Here is a 16,307-nt window from a genome sequence, read left to right as displayed (position 1 = left end):
AGGTTCATTACTTATGTAATTAACCATATCACATAAAAATGTTTTTTTCCATAAATTTCCTTTACAAAAAAGAGAATCATTCGTTTAAGAATGACTCTCTTTCTAAAATTTCGAAGTTTCAACTCTTGTTCTCAAATTCTTTTCATTTATACCATTTTGACAAAAGTTAAATTGTTGTCCCTTTATTGACTTTGTACGATCTACTATTTGCCCTAAATGATAACTTGTATGCTCCACTAAATGTAATAAACTATGAAGATCAATATGCCTTTTTTCTTCCCATACTTGTATATATACTTTTCCCCACTCATCAAATATTTCTTCAACAGTTTTTAACAAAGTTTCGGAGCTTAAATGTTTTATTGGAAAATATTCTTCAATTCCATTTTCAAAAACTATATTGGAATCCTTATAACGCCTTGTATTTCTCTGTAAATGTTCACAAATATGTAGTACGATTCCACCAATTGAATTAACAGCGGTCTCTTGTTTCCACAAATCTTCTTCACTAACGAGCCTAATTGCCTGTACTAACTTAGGTAAATAATGATCCTGCATTCTATGATAAGAAATTTTGTATACTAACTCCATCTTCTCCCCTCCATTATTTCAACTGGCTCACTGGATATTTAGCAAATAAAGATTTCCGAAAATCTTTATCTTCCACAAGCATTTTAATTTTTTCTTCATTGCCGTTAAAGAACTTTATAACTTTATTTTTATCCCATATATCTTTTTCTTTTGGAAAATCATCGAATATTCTATGCAAAATTGATAACATTTCTTCCCTCGTTATCTTAAAGTTTTTATTCTCTACCTGAAACTCATAACTTTTTGCATTTGGCACTAAAATCACTAAATATATAGCATTAAAGAAAAAATTCTTCTTCATCGTATCCTTCTCATCAAACCAATACGTCTCAATCATTTCTTCTGTAAGAGCCCCACTTTCTTTTGCGCCATAGTTCACTTTTATATTTTCATTTTCTAAACTTATACTTTGAACTGTTCCACCACCGGGTAAATGATTAACAATTGCAACCACATCTGAATTATTACCAACGTATGTCCCAGTATATTTCTTAAAATCATCTGACCTAATATCATATATATCTTTTATTCTTTCTCCATTAGAACAAGCCGCAATGAATAAAAAAATTGTTAGCATAACGATCATGTTATGATGCATATATTTCATTTAGCATCCCCCATTTTTATCGATATTTCGTTAATTACAATATTTACTTTCAAATCCCTTTTAAATATACGCATTTTAATCAAAATTAAAAATTTTCATTTTTTATGTTTACAATTATCCATTAATTGTATATACTTACTAACGTAAGAAAAAAATTCTAAAAGGAGGTCGAAGGAAATGATGAAATTACAATTACATGCATTAACTTTAGCGTTAACTGCACCTGTGTTTTCTGGACAATTAAATATGAATTCGACCACCCTAATGGAGAATTGAAAATCGTACTTTATTTCATTTAATTCATAAATTCGCCACAGGAGGCCGTATACTTTCCTGTGGCTTTTTCACGCCCAGCCATAGGAGAACTGTATCTTCCTGTGGTTTTTTTGCGCGATTTTTTAGTCTCTTACATTATTTTTCTAAGAAAGGAGCAACATTCAATGACTATTAGCGTATTGTTTTTAAGTATTACGATTCAAAGAAATATAATTTCCAAAGATGAAATTCTTCATAATGAGCAAATTGAAAAAGCTATGAATGATGTTAAGGAGCGCCAAGCACTTTACTGTGATCACCTGTAATTCCTTTTCGAAAGGAGGAATTCATTTATGACTTTTCATATTTTCTTTTTTACGACTGTACTTCAAAAAAATACTTTATCTGAAACTGAAATCAATCGTAAACAACAGTTAAAACAACTGACTGATAAAATAACTGACATTAAAAGTTCATACTACACTCAAATGTATTAAAAATATATTTTAAAGGGGTAATATATTCATGAAATTTAAAGCATTCTTTTTAACAATCACTATTCAAAAACGTAAGCTCTCACAGAAAGAGATTTTACGTGAACAACACATTCAAAATATTATGGACGAAGTAAAAGAGCTTCAATCTTCTTATTACACTCGTCTTTTCTAAATCACTTATAAAGGGGTAATTATTTTATGAAATTTAAAGTATTCTTTTTAACCATTACCATTCAAAAAAATAAATTTTCCGAGTCTGAAATGCTTCATGAGCGACAAATTAATCAGGCTATGGATTCTGTAAAAGAAAGACAAAGTCATTACTGTAGTCACCTGTAATTTCTTATTACACTCGTTTTTTCTAAATCACTTATAAAGGGGCAATTATTTTATGAAATTTAAAGTATTCTTTTTAACCATTACCATTCAAAAAAATAAATTTTCTGAGTCTGAAATGCTTCATGAACGACAAATTAATCAGGCTATGGATTCTGTAAAAGAAAGACAAAGTCATTACTGTAGTCATCTGTAATTCCAATTCGAAAGGAGGAATTCACATATGAAGTTTCACCTATTCTTTTTAACGATTACGATTCAAAAAGAAACAATATCTCAAAATGAATTAAAACAAGAAAGACAATATAAACAAGTTATTGATGAAATTCGAGATCGTAGAAGCAAATACTACACTCACCTTTAATCGTTTAACTATATAGAATTGAAAGGAGTCGATTATGATGATGATAGCACGTAAGGAAATGATTTGGATAGTTCAGAGGGATTCCACATAGTTTTATAGAGCTTATATCACACAAGTTCATCGCTGAATTTGATGTATAAAAAATATATAATAAAATCATATCAACCCGCTTTTAATTATTTTTTTATAAACAAAAGATACACCACTTAAATAGAGGTGTATCTTTCTCAGGTTTTACTATTTCCGATTACTTCTCTTCGTTTTAAACAATCTCACTAAGTTTGAAACAACTGTTTTTGTTACTGCATAAACTGGTACTGCTAAAATCATTCCGATGATTCCAGCAAAGTTACCTACCCCTAAAATTAGGATAATAATTGTTAATGGGTGGATGTTTAATTTCGAGCTCATAATACGTGGTGAAATAATATTACTTTCAAACTGTTGTACAATTGTTACGATAATAATTACGTATAAGGCTTGCATCGGAGATACGAACAGTCCTACAATAACAGCTGGTGCTGCTCCGATAAATGGACCTAAGTTAGGAATAATGTTTGTAAATGCTGCAATAATTCCTAAAACGAAAGCGTACGGTAAATCGATAATTAAATAACCGATAAAAGTAAACGCACCTACAAATATACAAACGAGCGCTTGCCCTTGAATATATGCAGATAATGTTTCGTTCGTTTCCTTAATGATACGAAGCCCCTCTTCACGGTAAGACTCTGGTAATAAACTTACCGCTTTTCCTGGAAAGGCATGTCCATCTTTAAACATGTAAAATAAAATGAACGGTACAGTAAATACAACTAATGCAACGTTCGTGATAATACCAAATAAAGCCGTTGCACTCGACGTAATTGTATTTGGTATATCTTTTAAGTATTCAATCGCATTTTTTTCAATTGTTTCAATGGAAACGTAGTTTTGTGTAGATAACCATTCAAACAACCTATGATGTGATAATTCTTGTATGTATACTTTTCCCTCTTTTATGTAGCCTGGCATATTTTTTACTAAGTCCATTAGCTGTTGTGAAATCGTAGGAACAACTACTCCAACGCCAACCGCAGTTAATGTTATGATAAAAAGATATAACAGCAATATCGCTAAATTTCTAGGTACTTTTTTATTCTCCAAAAAGATTAATACAGGATTAAATATGAAGTATAAAAAAAGCGCGATTAAGATTGGGAAAAATAATGTTGATATGAAGATACCAATCGGTTGAAATAAAAATGATATTTTTGTGCAAATAAATATGATTCCTACAACCATTAGCACTTCTAATGTCCAAAAGTGCACTTTTGATTTCAAAAAAATGGCCTCCTTTAAACTAGCACTTCTCTTCATTGTACCAAAATAAGTATGAATTTCACATAATATTTTCCTTTACAATATTCCAAAATACCAATAAATACACTACAATGAGATTATATACAAATTTGCAGGTAAAGGTGATAAAAATGACACAATGCATCATTTGCAGAAAAGATACGAAAGAACTTAGTGAACAATATGTCATTCCAGAAATATTATGTGGATATTATTTCACAAACTCAATTTGTGATACTTGTCATGAACAAATGACAACAAATATTGATCGTCCTTTAATTAGGCATAAATTGAGTCAATTTAAGATTGAACAAATGAAAAGACAAATTGATTCCCCACTCTATACAAATGAGCACGGTGAGGAACTTGCGGCTGCTGAGACTGATGTTGTCGAAGTAAGCGACGAAATTCTTTATTCTAATGCATTAATTATGAAACTATGTAAAAAGCACGATATTTCCTTACATAATGAAATTTGGAAAGAGGAACGTGTAACGAAAGTAGCCAGTTCTATTCAACGTGAATTGCTATTGGATAACCGTAAATATAAAATGAGTATATTAAAAATGGCTTATACATTCGCTGTACAAACAGTTGATGGCTACTTTGAAGATCAAGATGCGATTGATATCTCTACCATTCTCTCAAATGCAGATTTCGTGGAACTAAAAGAAAAAAGCATTGTACGTGATTTAAGCAAAAGTTCTTTATGGAATACGCTAAATACAAGTAGTGAAAATCATTACTTTATTTTACTTAGCGATAAAGACGGTCTGTTTTGCTTCATTCGTTTGTTTGACATTTTTGATGTTGTCGTTCATTTATCAGAAAAAAGATTTGACCTTCCATCACCCATTGTCGGTGTAAATAATGTGAATACACAAAAATTTTATGTCCAAAGTTTAAAACAGTATATGGATGGGCTGTTTAAAGAAAAAGCACCTACTATATAACAGAGACCAGAACATACGGTCTCCTTTCTTGATGAAAAGACACTGTGTTATAATGAGTATAAAAAGAACAATACAATCACATAAACCAATTATAAATTGTATATAAATAAAAAAAACTAGTGTGCGGCTACACACTAGTCCACGTAACTTAGCAGATTGGATTGTTCATTTATCCTATTTGTTTCTTACAAACAAAACAACCCACATTCTATAGGCATAGGTGGGTTGTTATTTTTTGAGCTTGTCTATTAAAACGACGACGAACGTTAACAATGCAACGAGAAACAGTCCACCCTGCAGTAGCAACGCTATTTCACTCACGTATTATCACCCCCCTCCTACTCGGAGAAGTGATAATTGAACAACCAACCGCACCTTAAGTTACCCTTTAATTTTACCATATTTTCTAATAATTTACGATGAAAACCCGCAAGCGAATAACTTGCGGGTTTTTTATCTCGTGTTAACAGGCAGTAAACAAAATGCAGCAATAAATAAGTGAAACTTTATTTCTCACTATTTTTTTAATGCATATGCATCAGCAATCATTTCACCAACAATTTTATTTTCTTCTTTCTTCTCGTCTTTCAATAATGGGAATAACAATTCTGCCACTTCATACGCTTCTTCTAAATGCGGATATCCTGATAAAACAAACGTATCAATTCCTAACGATTCATATTCTTTTATCCTTTCTGCTACTGTATGCGGATCGCCTACAAGTGCAGTACCTGCCCCACCTCTTACAAGTCCGATTCCAGCCCATAAATTAGGGCTTATCTCTAACGACTCTCTCGTACCTTTATTTAAATGGGTCATCCGTTTTTGACCAACCGAATCATATCTTGCAAATGTCTTTTGAGCAAGCTCAATTGTTTCATTATCCACATATTGAATTAAACGTTCTGCCTCTTCCCATGCTTCTTCTTCTGTTTCTCTTACAATTACGTGTAATCTAATGCCAAATCGCACTGTACGCCCCTTCTCTTCTGCAAGTTTTCTTACTTCTTCTATTTTCTCTTTCACTTGCTCTGGCGGCTCTCCCCACGTTAAATATACATCACTATGTTCAGCTGCTACTTCTTTTCCAGCAGTTGACGATCCTCCGAAATATATAGGAGGATATGGTATTTGAACTGGTGGGAATACAACTTTACTATCTGTAACTTTAATATGTTTTCCTTCTAAAGAGATCGTTTCACCTTGCAATGTCGATTTCCAAACTTTTAAAAATTCATCCGCTGCTTCATATCTTTCATCATGATCAAGATATAATCCATCTCCTTGTAGTTCAACTGGATCTCCTCCAGCTACTACATTAATAAGCAGCCTCCCATGTGAAATTCTATCAAATGTAGATGCCATCCTCGCTGCAACTGTAGGGGACATTAGTCCTGGTCTCACTGCTACTAAAAATTTTAGTTTTTCTGTTTCAGCAGCAAGAGCTGAAGCTAACACCCAAGGGTCTTCACATCCTTGACCAGTTGGAAGTAAAACACCCGTATATCCTAAATAATCAGCTGCCGCAGCAACTTGCTTATAATAACCATATTCAGCTGCTCTTCCTCGTTTTGTCGTTCCTAAATATCGACCATCTCCATAAGCCGGAATAAACCATAATAATTCCATACCTTTACACACCCCTTATTTATTTTGAATCGTATACTAACACATTCTATATAAATTACCCCTAATAATTTATATGTTAATTCCCTGTCTCACCTTTAAAGTTATCTCGCCATCTTAAAAACTTCACTTCTAGTAAACGTACTAGAGAGTCAGAAAACTTCCCAACAAATGCAAATATAATTATGCCGACAAATACGATATCTGTATTTGAAAATTGCCTTGCATCCATAATCATATAGCCAATACCTTCTGTAGACCCCATAAGTTCTGCTACTACTAAACTCACCCACGCAACACCTAACGATAACCTTGCTCCTAGTAAAAGGTTAGGCAATGCAGCTGGTAAAATTAGTTTCGTGATTAATTTTCTTTTACTAAACTCTAACACTCTCGCAACATCAAATAACTTTGAATCCACACCTCTAATACCTAAAAATGCGTTTACGTATAAAGGAAAAAATGCACCATCTGCAATTAATAACACTTTTGATGTTTCACCAAAACCGAACCATAATACAAAAAGCGGCGCAACAGCTAAATGAGGTACAGTTCTTAACATTTGCACAGATGGGTCTAAATATTGCTCACTTCTCGTTGAAAATCCAACAATCGTTCCTAAAATGATTCCTAAGCCCCCACCAATAAAGAAACCAGCCGCAGCCCTGAATACACTAATACTTAAATGTCCGAATAACTCTCCTGTTTTAATAAGCTCTTGGAAAGCTAGAAAAATATCTAATGGTGTTGGTAAAACTGTTTTAGAAACAAGACCGAATACGCCAGCCAACTGCCAAATTATTAATATAATAACCGGTATAGTAATCGCCCTTACTAAAACTTTTACATTTAACTTTCGTACCTTCTTTATGCCATTTTTCTTAATCGTTATACTCGCTGGTTTCATAACAGCTTTCGTATTTTCCACTTTACAAAACCTCTTTTCACTTCGCTTTCAATGCTTTTTCTACGAAAGAATTATCTACAACTTTTTCCGTCTTAATTTCTTTCTTTATAGAACCGAGCTTATATTGAAAATCCGCAGTCTTTTGTTGTTCTGCTATTATTTCCTTAGTTACCGGAACTAAAATTGGTTTGTCGTGATTAAACACTTCTTTTACGATCTTCGCATCTATCTTTTTTACAGAAGTGTATACTTTTATTGCTTCATCTAAGTTAGCATCTTGCCATACACGTGCTTTCTCATAAACTTTGAGGAATTTCTCAACTAATTCTGGATGTTCTTTCGCAAATTTTGTCCTCGTAATTAAAAATTCTGGTGAAGAGACATTTAATGTTTCACCGTCTGCAATCACCTTCGCACCTTTATTTAACGTATGTAATGATATGAAAGGGTCCCAAATCGCCCATGCATCTACTGATCCTGATTCGAATGCAGGCTGCGCTTCATCTGGTTGTAATTGAATGACATTTACATCTTTTGCATCAATACCTTCTTTATCAAGTGCTCGATATAATAAATTAAAGGCACTACTTCCTTTTGCTACTGCAATTTTTTTACCTTTTAAATCTTTTACACTCGCAATCTTACTATCTTTTTGAACGAGAATTCCAGTTCCTTTTCTCGCATAACTTGTATTGGCGATTTCGGTAAATCCAATACCTGCTGCTTGCGCTGAAATGACTGGAGAATTCCCTACTTCACCAAAGTCTAATCGGTTTGATGCGATTGCTTCAAAATAAGGAGGTCCACTTTGGAACTCTGTCCATTTCACTTTAACTCCTTCTTTTTTAAACTCCTCTTCAAACCACCCCTTTTTCTTTGCTAGTAATAGCGGGCTTAATCCTTGTTGTATACCAATTTGTATTGTTACATCTTCTTTCTTACTACTTGCTGTACTTTTTTCACATCCTAACAAACATACTGATATAGCTAAAGCAAAAGAAAGAATTTTTAATTTTTTATACATATAAAATCACCCTTTTCCTATATACTTGTTTGAATCAACCCTCCATATTCAAACTGCTGTAATACTTTCGTTCGAAGTTGTTGGAACGATTGAGAAGTTTTATTTCGCGGATAAGCCAAATTATTTTCAATCACTTTATGTATTTTCCCTGGTTTTGCACTCATAATGATGATTCGGTTTGAAAGATATATCGCTTCGTCTATATCATGTGTAACGAATATCATTGTTGTTTTCTTCTGCTCCCAAATATTTAGCAATACTTCTTGTAAATGACTTCGAGTAAAAGCATCCAGCGCTCCAAAAGGTTCATCAAGTAATAATACATTTGGATCTCTTAATAACGCTCTCGCTATCGCAACACGTTGTGACATCCCGCCTGAAATTTCTTTCGGATACGATTTTTCAAAGCCATCTAACCGAACGATTTCAACCCATTCTCTTACCTTATCTTTCACATACTTATCTTTTAACGATAAATCTGCCGCTATATTTTCTTCAACTGTTAACCATGGAAAAAGCCTATGTTCTTGAAAAATAAAACCTTGTTTCTTGCTCGTTTTTAAGATAGGCTCCCCGTCAATAACAACTTCCCCTTCAAAATCATTATCTAGACCGGCAACAATTTTTAGTAATGTACTTTTTCCGCACCCACTCGGACCAATTACTGTAACAAAATCCCCTTTCTCTAATTGAAAATTAATATTCTCTAATACTTGAACAGTACCAGTTTGTTTCAAAAAATATTTTGATACCCCATCAATTGAAATAGTCATTTCTTCTCCTCCTTAAAATGATTCATATAAATGAACAGATTCAGTATTTGTGCAATAAAAAAACCAAAGGCATTTTATCAACAGATAAAATGCCTTTGGTTTCTCCAATCAGCAATACGTTATGGAATTAAGTACATATTATACAAATATTTCCGATAAGTCAACTAGGTTTTATCAAAACATACATATGATTCGTTTGAATATTTTTACTGTTGTTTATTTGAACGATATCATTTACTTACTATTTTTTCTGATTTTTAATCCACTGTAACCAATAAGAAAACTCACACGCTAAATGCATTTGATGGAATTTAATAACTAAGCGACGAAATTTCTACAAAAAAAAGAGTAATTTCAAGAAATATGCTACTAACCTTAGATTTATTAAAAAAGTTAGATCATATAACTTGAGACTACTCATTCCCATTCAAAATATTTATGTAATTAAATTTTATTTCCTCTGCACCCTGGCTGTCTCCAAAACTATTGGTGGCAGCTCTTTTTGAATGATTTCTTTTAATCCATAAAGAGCTTTCCTCACATAACCACCTTCGAAATTCCCTAATGGTTCTGGTAATTCATCTTCATCCAATATGAAGTATTCTCCATTTGGAAGTACCATAATATCGATGATTAAATCTTCAAAGGAAACCACTTCATCTTTTATTTGTGTGTTTTTTACAATATTAAAATAGGAACCTAAATACTTTCCTTTTATATCTCTCCATACGTATAAATTGTACGGACGATCTTTCCAGTAATATGCGATTGTATAACTTCCTTTTGGGATTGTTAACTTAGTATCATTTGCAGTCATTGTAAATGAATACTGCACCTCGTGAAATAAAACGATACTTTGTGATTGCTTTTCAAGTAATAAGCAATTGTGATCTACTATTGTTGAGTTATACCGGATTTTTCTTTCTATAATTTCAATTTTCGATGTAAGTAACTTATTCATTATTTTGTTTCCCCTTATGCTAGTTCTATCCTCAATTATATCCATTTATGTAGTGATAAAGAAGTGTATAGTTTTTTATATAATGTTTTATAAAAGTATATAATAAAAACTCCTTCTTATTTAGAAAGAGTTTTTCACTATCCATGTTTCATATTTTTTCACTTCTAACGGAAGCTCATTTGTTTTTATGTAACTAACAGCACTATTACTCATGTTTTAACTTTTCCTTAACCGCATCATAAAATTTTCGTTCTTCATCAACATTTAAGTAAACACGACTTACTGTTTTAGAAAAGCCGTATAACAACTGCGCTTTCACTGGCTCTTTTAATGTTATTTCAAAAGTAGCAGGTTCTTTTATGAACTCCATAACAGTTGCATCCAATACCTGTTTCCTTTCTTTTGCCGTTAGCAATTCACCCTTGTAGAACGCAATATTATCAATTTGTGTAAATGGCATAACAATTTTCTTTCCTAATCCGATTTGAATGACTACTTGTTCTTCTGTTACGACAAGGGGATTTTTGCGCATCGCTTGTATTTCAGCTATAAAATAAATCATCGCGTATACATTTAAAATAAGTAAAATCCATGCTATTACTGGATTCCACTGATGTAGTAAATAATGAAAACCAATGCTTTCAATTATTGTTGCATGAATAATCATGATATACACACCTATAGCACCAGTCTTTTTATGATATGAGTATACAGATTTACCTGTTGGTACTTTTTCACGCCACGATAAAAACGCATAATAGATTAACTTACACTCTGTTAGAATGGCATCTACTAACTTACTTCTTTTCATAGTAGCGTCAAACGCTGCATCAATTGCATAAGAAAAGGAATAATTTTCTCTTCTATATTCTTTATATTTTTTTATTATTTTAGGAAGCACTCTAACAATTTTATAGAGAAGGAATAATTCTAGACCTACAAATGCAATTTCAGCCGCAACAATAATATAAGAGATGAATGAAAAAGCTTGTAAATAGTCACTTGGAATAATAAATCTTGCAAAAATATAACCAGCTATTACAACAGGAACTATATACGTTAACGAGTATCTTTTTCGAATAATGAAGAAATACGTGATGATTGGAATGACAAACATGCAATCTAATAATGACCCAAGCACAACTTCTTTCGGCGCAACTGGTACAATTGGAAGGGCATACAATAAATAGTTTAATAGCATAATTAAAGATACGAGTCCAATCCAAACACCTTTTCGCCTTCGTGATAGTGTAACCTCCATACGTTCACTCCTTTATTTAAAAACCTCATTTAAATGGTCTTTATAAAATGAAATGGCACGTTCAAATTCTTTTACTTCCTCTACTTTCACGACAGTTTCAAGTAATAATTTCATCGCTGATTCGTGATCGTTTACGTTATATTTTGCTAATGATAAAAATACTTTCATCGGAGCGTTCTCTGGGAATTTTTTCACCCCAGCTTCTAATACTGTAATTGCCTTTTCATATTCCCCTATACAACGATATGTACTTCCTAAACCAATATAAGCACCGCAAAGCGATTCGCCATCAAGTCCATTTGCGATTGCCTGCTCATAATACGGAACTGCTTCTGTTTCTAGCCCCATTACATCATGTATCCACGCACACTGATACAGTACTTCTGCATCCTTTGTAAAGTTTGTTAATCCTATAAGCATCTCTTTAGACTGCGCATATTTCTTTTCGTTTCTAAGTTTAATAGCTTGCTTTAATAAATGTTCCATAGAATCCACTCCTCACCAATTATTCTGTGTATAGCTCTTGATTGGTATACGCTTCACATTCGTGTAAAAGTAAAATTCCCACCAATTAAAGTTTCGCTTACTTATTACTATGCGGATTCATTCTCATCTAAAAACTTAATTTTAAAAAGCAGTGACACGATTACATAATAACTCTAAGCTTTTGACAATTTCTTTCGCTGTTTCATCTTTCCCATTACACAACTTCCCTTTACCATCCTGTCCAATTACATAATGCACAGCTCCGCGCGAATATAAAGAATGTGGTGAATTCGCAATCATTACATTCGCCCTTGCTTCTTTCATTCTATTTTTTGCTCTTTCAAACAGTTCTTCTTCATTTAAATCACTTTCAAGTTTAAAACCAACAAGTACTGTTTCTGGGTCCCATTCTTTTATTTGTTTTAATACTTTTGGAGCCTTTTGAAAGTGAATAATCGGTGCTATATCACTTGAAATTTTTCCGTTCATATTAAGAACATTACCATCTTGATCACAAATTTTCTCCACAATCCAATCTGATCCAGCCGCTGCCATAATGACTGCATCAATCTTTTCATGTGATATGATACTTTTCATTTTATCTTGTAAATCAACGATTCCTTCAAATGGATGTAATTCTAACCCTCTATGTACATCACTCGGTTTCTCCGCAAAATAACCGTGTAAATATATAACATGTGCCCCTTTAGCTAGAAGTTCTTCTGCGATTATCCTTCCGATTGTACCTTTGGCCATATTCGTATGCCCGCGTACTTGATCCCATTTTTCTAGACAACCACCGCTCGTAATTAATACCTTTTTCCCCTTCATTGTAACCATCCCTTACTAATTTTTCTTACGAAACCATTCTGTTCCAAAGTCAACTATATCACGCTGTTTCATTAGACGACACGTTGCATTCCCTATCTTCCCATTTTTTACAGTTCCTTTTCGCTCAAACTCCACACCAATTTCTACAAACTTCTCAGATTCGTAATCCATTTCAAAAAACTCTTTCCACACTCTTTCACCGTTTTCTATAATAGGTGCTCCTACTTGTATTAACTCACATGCACCAGAACGCACCTCGGATAAATGAACAGACGTATTGGAATCATATCCAACACCAATTAATAATACGTACCCGTCTAAATCATATATTTTTCTTAATGGAGATTCTTCTCCAAAGCTCATTGATAACGAATGGTTCATTGTTATTTCTACTGCATGTTTTCCCCATGCAGCAAAACTTCCTAACGGATGATTACTACGTACTACATTCGGATATGTACGAAAACATTCAACTATTTCACCCATTCCCCTTGTTGGGGTTATACGTGAATCAAATGCTGGGACGTTATCTCGGATAATTTGCCACCAGTCTTCCGGTACAGGTGGTCTTGACCAATGTTTCGGATCGGACAAATCCGAAGATTGCGTTGGCATTATTATCGTTCCTTCTTCCGTAACAACTTTCATTAATGCTTCTACTACAGCAACCGCACCACCAGATATCCACCCGATAGAACTTAGTGATGAATGAACGATAATTGTCATTCCTTTTTCGACTCCTAATGCTTTTAAATCTTTTGTTATTGTTTCGATTGTATTTGGAAATTGTGTACTTGCTACTATTTCATTCATTTTCATATTGGTTCCCCCACTAGCTACGTAAATTTAAACTTTTATATAAATATATTATCATATTTTTCTTAATTTTTAACTTAATCATTTTTCACATCTATAAAAAATAGTAATATTATTACACAAAAAATATTTGAATTATAATATTCAGATTTAAAACACAAAAAGAAAGTGAAGATTTTACATCCAACCATAAAAAGCTGTTTTATACATAGACGAAAGAGCTCATCACAAATGATGAGCTCTTTGTTTACTTTATCCTTCAATTGTAACCCCAGTAAACATTGATAAGTTTCCCGTTATTTTCTCACCTACACGTAAAAATAAGCCTGCTGCTCTTCCGCTTATACAGTGAGAGCCAATTAATAGTTTACCAGTATATGGACCATCCCATGTGTCAATGGTATAGTCAGGCATTTCTATGTATTGCTGGTATATCTTCCTTTGTTCAAAGTAATACTCTGTTTTATCTTCAGCTAATAATTCATCATTTTCGTATATAGATACTCCGCCACCTTCACGACCAAATACAGGTTTTGAAACGTATGATTCATGTCTTTCTAGAAATCGCTTATTTGAAAAATATGTTGGTAGAAAGTATTTATAAATAATGTCTTGCTCTTCTTCTGTAAAGAAAACACTTTCTTCATAAAGCTTCCAAATTAGTGCGAGTACACTTTTGTTTTGCATAACAAACGCGGCTGGCGGATTAATAATTTTCACTCTTTCTTGCGCAATATGATCTAAAAATTGTAAACCAATCCTTTTTCCGTTCTTATCAACGTCCGTTACTAAATACTCTATTGGATACAGTCTATATAAATATTTTATTTTTTCTCCACTTGGCGTATATATACCATCTTCCGCAACGACAATGTCTTGTATTCCTACATAGTCCGTTGACTGATTTAAGCAATACGTTCTTAAAAACTGAACCGTTTGACTATCTTCATCGTGCCAATCATAACTAGTAAAATATATCGTCTCTTCAGGGCCTATATGATAGTCATGTTTAATTTGTTCCCATGCCTGCACAATATGCTCTTCTATATGGTTTGGGTGATTTACATCATGATAACGGCATAACACTTCATTTGCGACAGACGGTTCTAAATAGCCTGTTGGCGTATCACAATTTACTTCTATTAATTTTATATCGTCACCATTTACGATAAAATCAAACCTTGTAAAATATGAAAATAAACCATTATGTTTCATTCTCGCCATTTCCCACGCTTCAGCTGGGAATCCAAGTTTTTGAAAATCTTCTGTCGTATTTACAATATATTGATACGTTCTATATAACACATACATGATTTCTTCTGTCGCTTTTGAGATAGCAGTATAAGTTTTTGCTGGCATGCGATACATCCCTGTTGCCATATATTGATTCCATTCTTCATTCTCTAACAGACTAGGCCAAGTGAAACCATTCCTACTAGCCTCTTCTGCAAGTGAAAACCATACTTTCATATACTCTTCTTGCTCTCGTTCTGTATACATTACTCCATTACCCTTTCGTTTTAGGATCCTGCTGGCGCTTTTGCGTTTCCAATTCCACTTGAACCAGAGTTTACTTTCGGTGTTTGCGTAGTAGATGATTTTGGCGTATTTGTATCTGGTGTTACTTTATTGGATGGATTTGGCTGCTGTTTATTTAAATCTACTTTATTGGAAGTATTATTGTTACCGTTAGAACCACCAGTATAACCACCGCTACTACCGCCACCTGTTCTACGCTCATCTTTTTCACGATATGGAATAACATTATTTGCATACGGTTTCTTCATTAAATTTGGTTTTGCTGTATAATTCATATTTGAAGTTCTACTCGCTAATAAATATCCTGCTACAAATGGAAGTATCGGTAAATGAGAGTTTTCATGATAAGATGAAAATGACGGATTATTTTCCTTGCATAACTCATCTTTCTCTACATTTTCATTGGTTGGGGCTTTATCATCACAATTTAATGTTTCTTGTTCATTTCTTTGTTTTGCACCATCTGTTTTAACAGCTGTACTTTCTTGCTGAGCAGTTTCTTCTTCATAATCACCACAACCTGTTAATAAAAAAGATGACACCCCTATTGAAGTAGCTATTTTTATAAACTTACTTTTATCCATTCTCACTTGTTATACACCCATCTTCTTTTATCTATATTTTTCCAGATACCTATATTATATAATGAAATTATTATTTTTTTCAAACTATATTCAATATGTACAATTGTATATTTTCATGCTATTTTTCCATGTAACAATGAAATCTTTCTATCCCTGGATATTTTTCTCCTAAACTTTTAACTTGAAAACCAATTCTTTTATAAAATTCTACCGCCTCATCGTCTGTCTCTGCTTCTATATAAGTCAATTGATATATCCTTACCACTTCTTTAATCATTTGCAGTGCAATTCCTTTTTGACGATAATCTGGAGCCACTGCTATATGACATACTCGTGCTTTAGTTGCTCCGATTACTTCAATACCTAGACAAGCTTTTTCTTCATATTTGTACAAAGTCCCTTTATTACTTTGATAAAATAATACTGCTTTCTTTAAGCTTATTTCATTTGGACCGACGGCATATTGTAGCACATTTAATATTGAATCTTTTTCAATTTGTTCAACGCGATGTAAATTCATATTTTCATCCCTTTCTATGAAAAAAAGACTAACTC

At 33.0% G+C, this 16,307-nt stretch carries 23 protein-coding genes; 7 read left to right on the top strand and 16 right to left on the bottom strand.

What is annotated here, in order from left to right:
- Nucleotides 1-102: 102 nt before the first annotated feature.
- Both QCI79_RS26085 and QCI79_RS26080 read right to left on the bottom strand, forming a co-directional pair.
- Complete coding sequence (locus QCI79_RS26085) at nt 103-591, bottom strand: hypothetical protein (protein WP_000424639.1); 489 nt, start codon at nt 589-591, stop codon at nt 103-105.
- Nucleotides 592-604: 13 nt separating this feature from the next.
- Nucleotides 605-1,198 carry a DUF4825 domain-containing protein gene (locus tag QCI79_RS26080; protein ID WP_000876536.1) on the bottom strand — a complete coding sequence of 198 codons (594 nt, stop codon included), beginning with the start codon at nt 1,196-1,198 and terminating at the stop codon, nt 605-607.
- A gap of 440 nt (nt 1,199-1,638) precedes the next feature.
- Between QCI79_RS26080 and QCI79_RS26075 the strand changes: the two genes are divergently transcribed.
- The 6 genes from QCI79_RS26075 to QCI79_RS26050 are packed head-to-tail and all read left to right on the top strand — an operon-like array spanning nt 1,639 to nt 2,650.
- The gene (locus tag QCI79_RS26075) at nt 1,639-1,779 is read left to right on the top strand and encodes a YrzI family small protein (protein ID WP_000156176.1); all 141 of its coding nucleotides are present in this window, start codon (nt 1,639-1,641) and stop codon (nt 1,777-1,779) included.
- 27 nt (nt 1,780-1,806) lie between these two features.
- On the top strand, nt 1,807-1,950 hold the full coding sequence (locus tag QCI79_RS26070) for a YrzI family small protein (RefSeq protein ID WP_000142729.1): 144 nt from the start codon (nt 1,807-1,809) through the stop codon (nt 1,948-1,950).
- A 28-nt stretch (nt 1,951-1,978) separates the two neighbouring features.
- Nucleotides 1,979-2,122, top strand: a complete 144-nt coding sequence (locus QCI79_RS26065; protein ID WP_000668961.1) for a YrzI family small protein — start codon at nt 1,979-1,981, stop codon at nt 2,120-2,122.
- Between the two features lie 26 nt (nt 2,123-2,148).
- The gene (locus QCI79_RS26060) at nt 2,149-2,289 is read left to right on the top strand and encodes a YrzI family small protein (RefSeq protein WP_000669805.1); all 141 of its coding nucleotides are present in this window, start codon (nt 2,149-2,151) and stop codon (nt 2,287-2,289) included.
- Nucleotides 2,290-2,341: 52 nt separating this feature from the next.
- Nucleotides 2,342-2,482 carry a YrzI family small protein gene (locus tag QCI79_RS26055; RefSeq protein ID WP_000669805.1) on the top strand — a complete coding sequence of 47 codons (141 nt, stop codon included), beginning with the start codon at nt 2,342-2,344 and terminating at the stop codon, nt 2,480-2,482.
- A 27-nt stretch (nt 2,483-2,509) separates the two neighbouring features.
- Nucleotides 2,510-2,650 (top strand): YrzI family small protein, encoded by a 141-nt coding sequence (locus tag QCI79_RS26050; RefSeq protein WP_000668497.1) that lies wholly within the window; start codon nt 2,510-2,512, stop codon nt 2,648-2,650.
- A 237-nt stretch (nt 2,651-2,887) separates the two neighbouring features.
- Here the strand turns inward: QCI79_RS26050 and QCI79_RS26045 are convergent, their stop codons facing one another.
- Nucleotides 2,888-3,973 (bottom strand): AI-2E family transporter, encoded by a 1,086-nt coding sequence (locus QCI79_RS26045; protein ID WP_000837892.1) that lies wholly within the window; start codon nt 3,971-3,973, stop codon nt 2,888-2,890.
- A 149-nt stretch (nt 3,974-4,122) separates the two neighbouring features.
- Between QCI79_RS26045 and QCI79_RS26040 the strand changes: the two genes are divergently transcribed.
- The gene (locus tag QCI79_RS26040) at nt 4,123-4,944 is read left to right on the top strand and encodes an HNH endonuclease (RefSeq protein ID WP_000189710.1); all 822 of its coding nucleotides are present in this window, start codon (nt 4,123-4,125) and stop codon (nt 4,942-4,944) included.
- Between the two features lie 228 nt (nt 4,945-5,172).
- Here the strand turns inward: QCI79_RS26040 and QCI79_RS26035 are convergent, their stop codons facing one another.
- From QCI79_RS26035 to QCI79_RS25975, 13 genes are all read right to left on the bottom strand, one after another.
- A complete protein-coding gene (locus tag QCI79_RS26035) occupies nt 5,173-5,265 on the bottom strand; it encodes a putative holin-like toxin (RefSeq protein WP_001289320.1) in 93 nt (30 codons plus the stop codon).
- Nucleotides 5,266-5,460: 195 nt separating this feature from the next.
- Complete coding sequence (ssuD, locus tag QCI79_RS26030; RefSeq protein WP_000422259.1) at nt 5,461-6,573, bottom strand: FMNH2-dependent alkanesulfonate monooxygenase; 1,113 nt, start codon at nt 6,571-6,573, stop codon at nt 5,461-5,463.
- A gap of 76 nt (nt 6,574-6,649) precedes the next feature.
- Nucleotides 6,650-7,498: an ABC transporter permease gene (locus tag QCI79_RS26025; protein ID WP_000432134.1), complete on the bottom strand. Its 849-nt coding sequence runs from the start codon at nt 7,496-7,498 to the stop codon at nt 6,650-6,652.
- Between the two features lie 16 nt (nt 7,499-7,514).
- A complete protein-coding gene (locus QCI79_RS26020) occupies nt 7,515-8,501 on the bottom strand; it encodes an aliphatic sulfonate ABC transporter substrate-binding protein (protein WP_000277089.1) in 987 nt (328 codons plus the stop codon).
- Between the two features lie 17 nt (nt 8,502-8,518).
- Nucleotides 8,519-9,274, bottom strand: coding sequence for an ABC transporter ATP-binding protein (locus QCI79_RS26015; protein ID WP_021728557.1), 756 nt, complete (start codon nt 9,272-9,274; stop codon nt 8,519-8,521).
- 451 nt (nt 9,275-9,725) lie between these two features.
- Nucleotides 9,726-10,235: a ribonuclease FAU-1 family protein gene (locus QCI79_RS26010; protein ID WP_001037878.1), complete on the bottom strand. Its 510-nt coding sequence runs from the start codon at nt 10,233-10,235 to the stop codon at nt 9,726-9,728.
- A 205-nt stretch (nt 10,236-10,440) separates the two neighbouring features.
- On the bottom strand, nt 10,441-11,496 hold the full coding sequence (locus tag QCI79_RS26005; RefSeq protein WP_000454147.1) for a hypothetical protein: 1,056 nt from the start codon (nt 11,494-11,496) through the stop codon (nt 10,441-10,443).
- Nucleotides 11,497-11,508: 12 nt separating this feature from the next.
- Nucleotides 11,509-11,982 carry a tetratricopeptide repeat protein gene (locus QCI79_RS26000; protein ID WP_000400636.1) on the bottom strand — a complete coding sequence of 158 codons (474 nt, stop codon included), beginning with the start codon at nt 11,980-11,982 and terminating at the stop codon, nt 11,509-11,511.
- A gap of 141 nt (nt 11,983-12,123) precedes the next feature.
- Nucleotides 12,124-12,813: a phosphopantothenoylcysteine decarboxylase domain-containing protein gene (locus QCI79_RS25995; protein ID WP_000676724.1), complete on the bottom strand. Its 690-nt coding sequence runs from the start codon at nt 12,811-12,813 to the stop codon at nt 12,124-12,126.
- 15 nt (nt 12,814-12,828) lie between these two features.
- Nucleotides 12,829-13,632, bottom strand: coding sequence for an AAC(3) family N-acetyltransferase (locus QCI79_RS25990; protein ID WP_000783344.1), 804 nt, complete (start codon nt 13,630-13,632; stop codon nt 12,829-12,831).
- A gap of 249 nt (nt 13,633-13,881) precedes the next feature.
- Complete coding sequence (locus QCI79_RS25985; protein ID WP_000287883.1) at nt 13,882-15,129, bottom strand: glutathionylspermidine synthase family protein; 1,248 nt, start codon at nt 15,127-15,129, stop codon at nt 13,882-13,884.
- Nucleotides 15,130-15,149: 20 nt separating this feature from the next.
- Nucleotides 15,150-15,758: a hypothetical protein gene (locus QCI79_RS25980; RefSeq protein WP_001242170.1), complete on the bottom strand. Its 609-nt coding sequence runs from the start codon at nt 15,756-15,758 to the stop codon at nt 15,150-15,152.
- Between the two features lie 112 nt (nt 15,759-15,870).
- Nucleotides 15,871-16,272: a GNAT family N-acetyltransferase gene (locus tag QCI79_RS25975; protein ID WP_001048803.1), complete on the bottom strand. Its 402-nt coding sequence runs from the start codon at nt 16,270-16,272 to the stop codon at nt 15,871-15,873.
- Between the last annotated feature and the right edge of the window lie 35 nt (nt 16,273-16,307).

It is taken from the genome of Bacillus cereus group sp. MG1, assembly GCF_040460035.1.
Classification (GTDB): Bacteria; Bacillota; Bacilli; order Bacillales; family Bacillaceae_G; genus Bacillus_A; species Bacillus_A cereus.
This window is presented reverse-complemented; position numbering and strand designations above follow the sequence as displayed.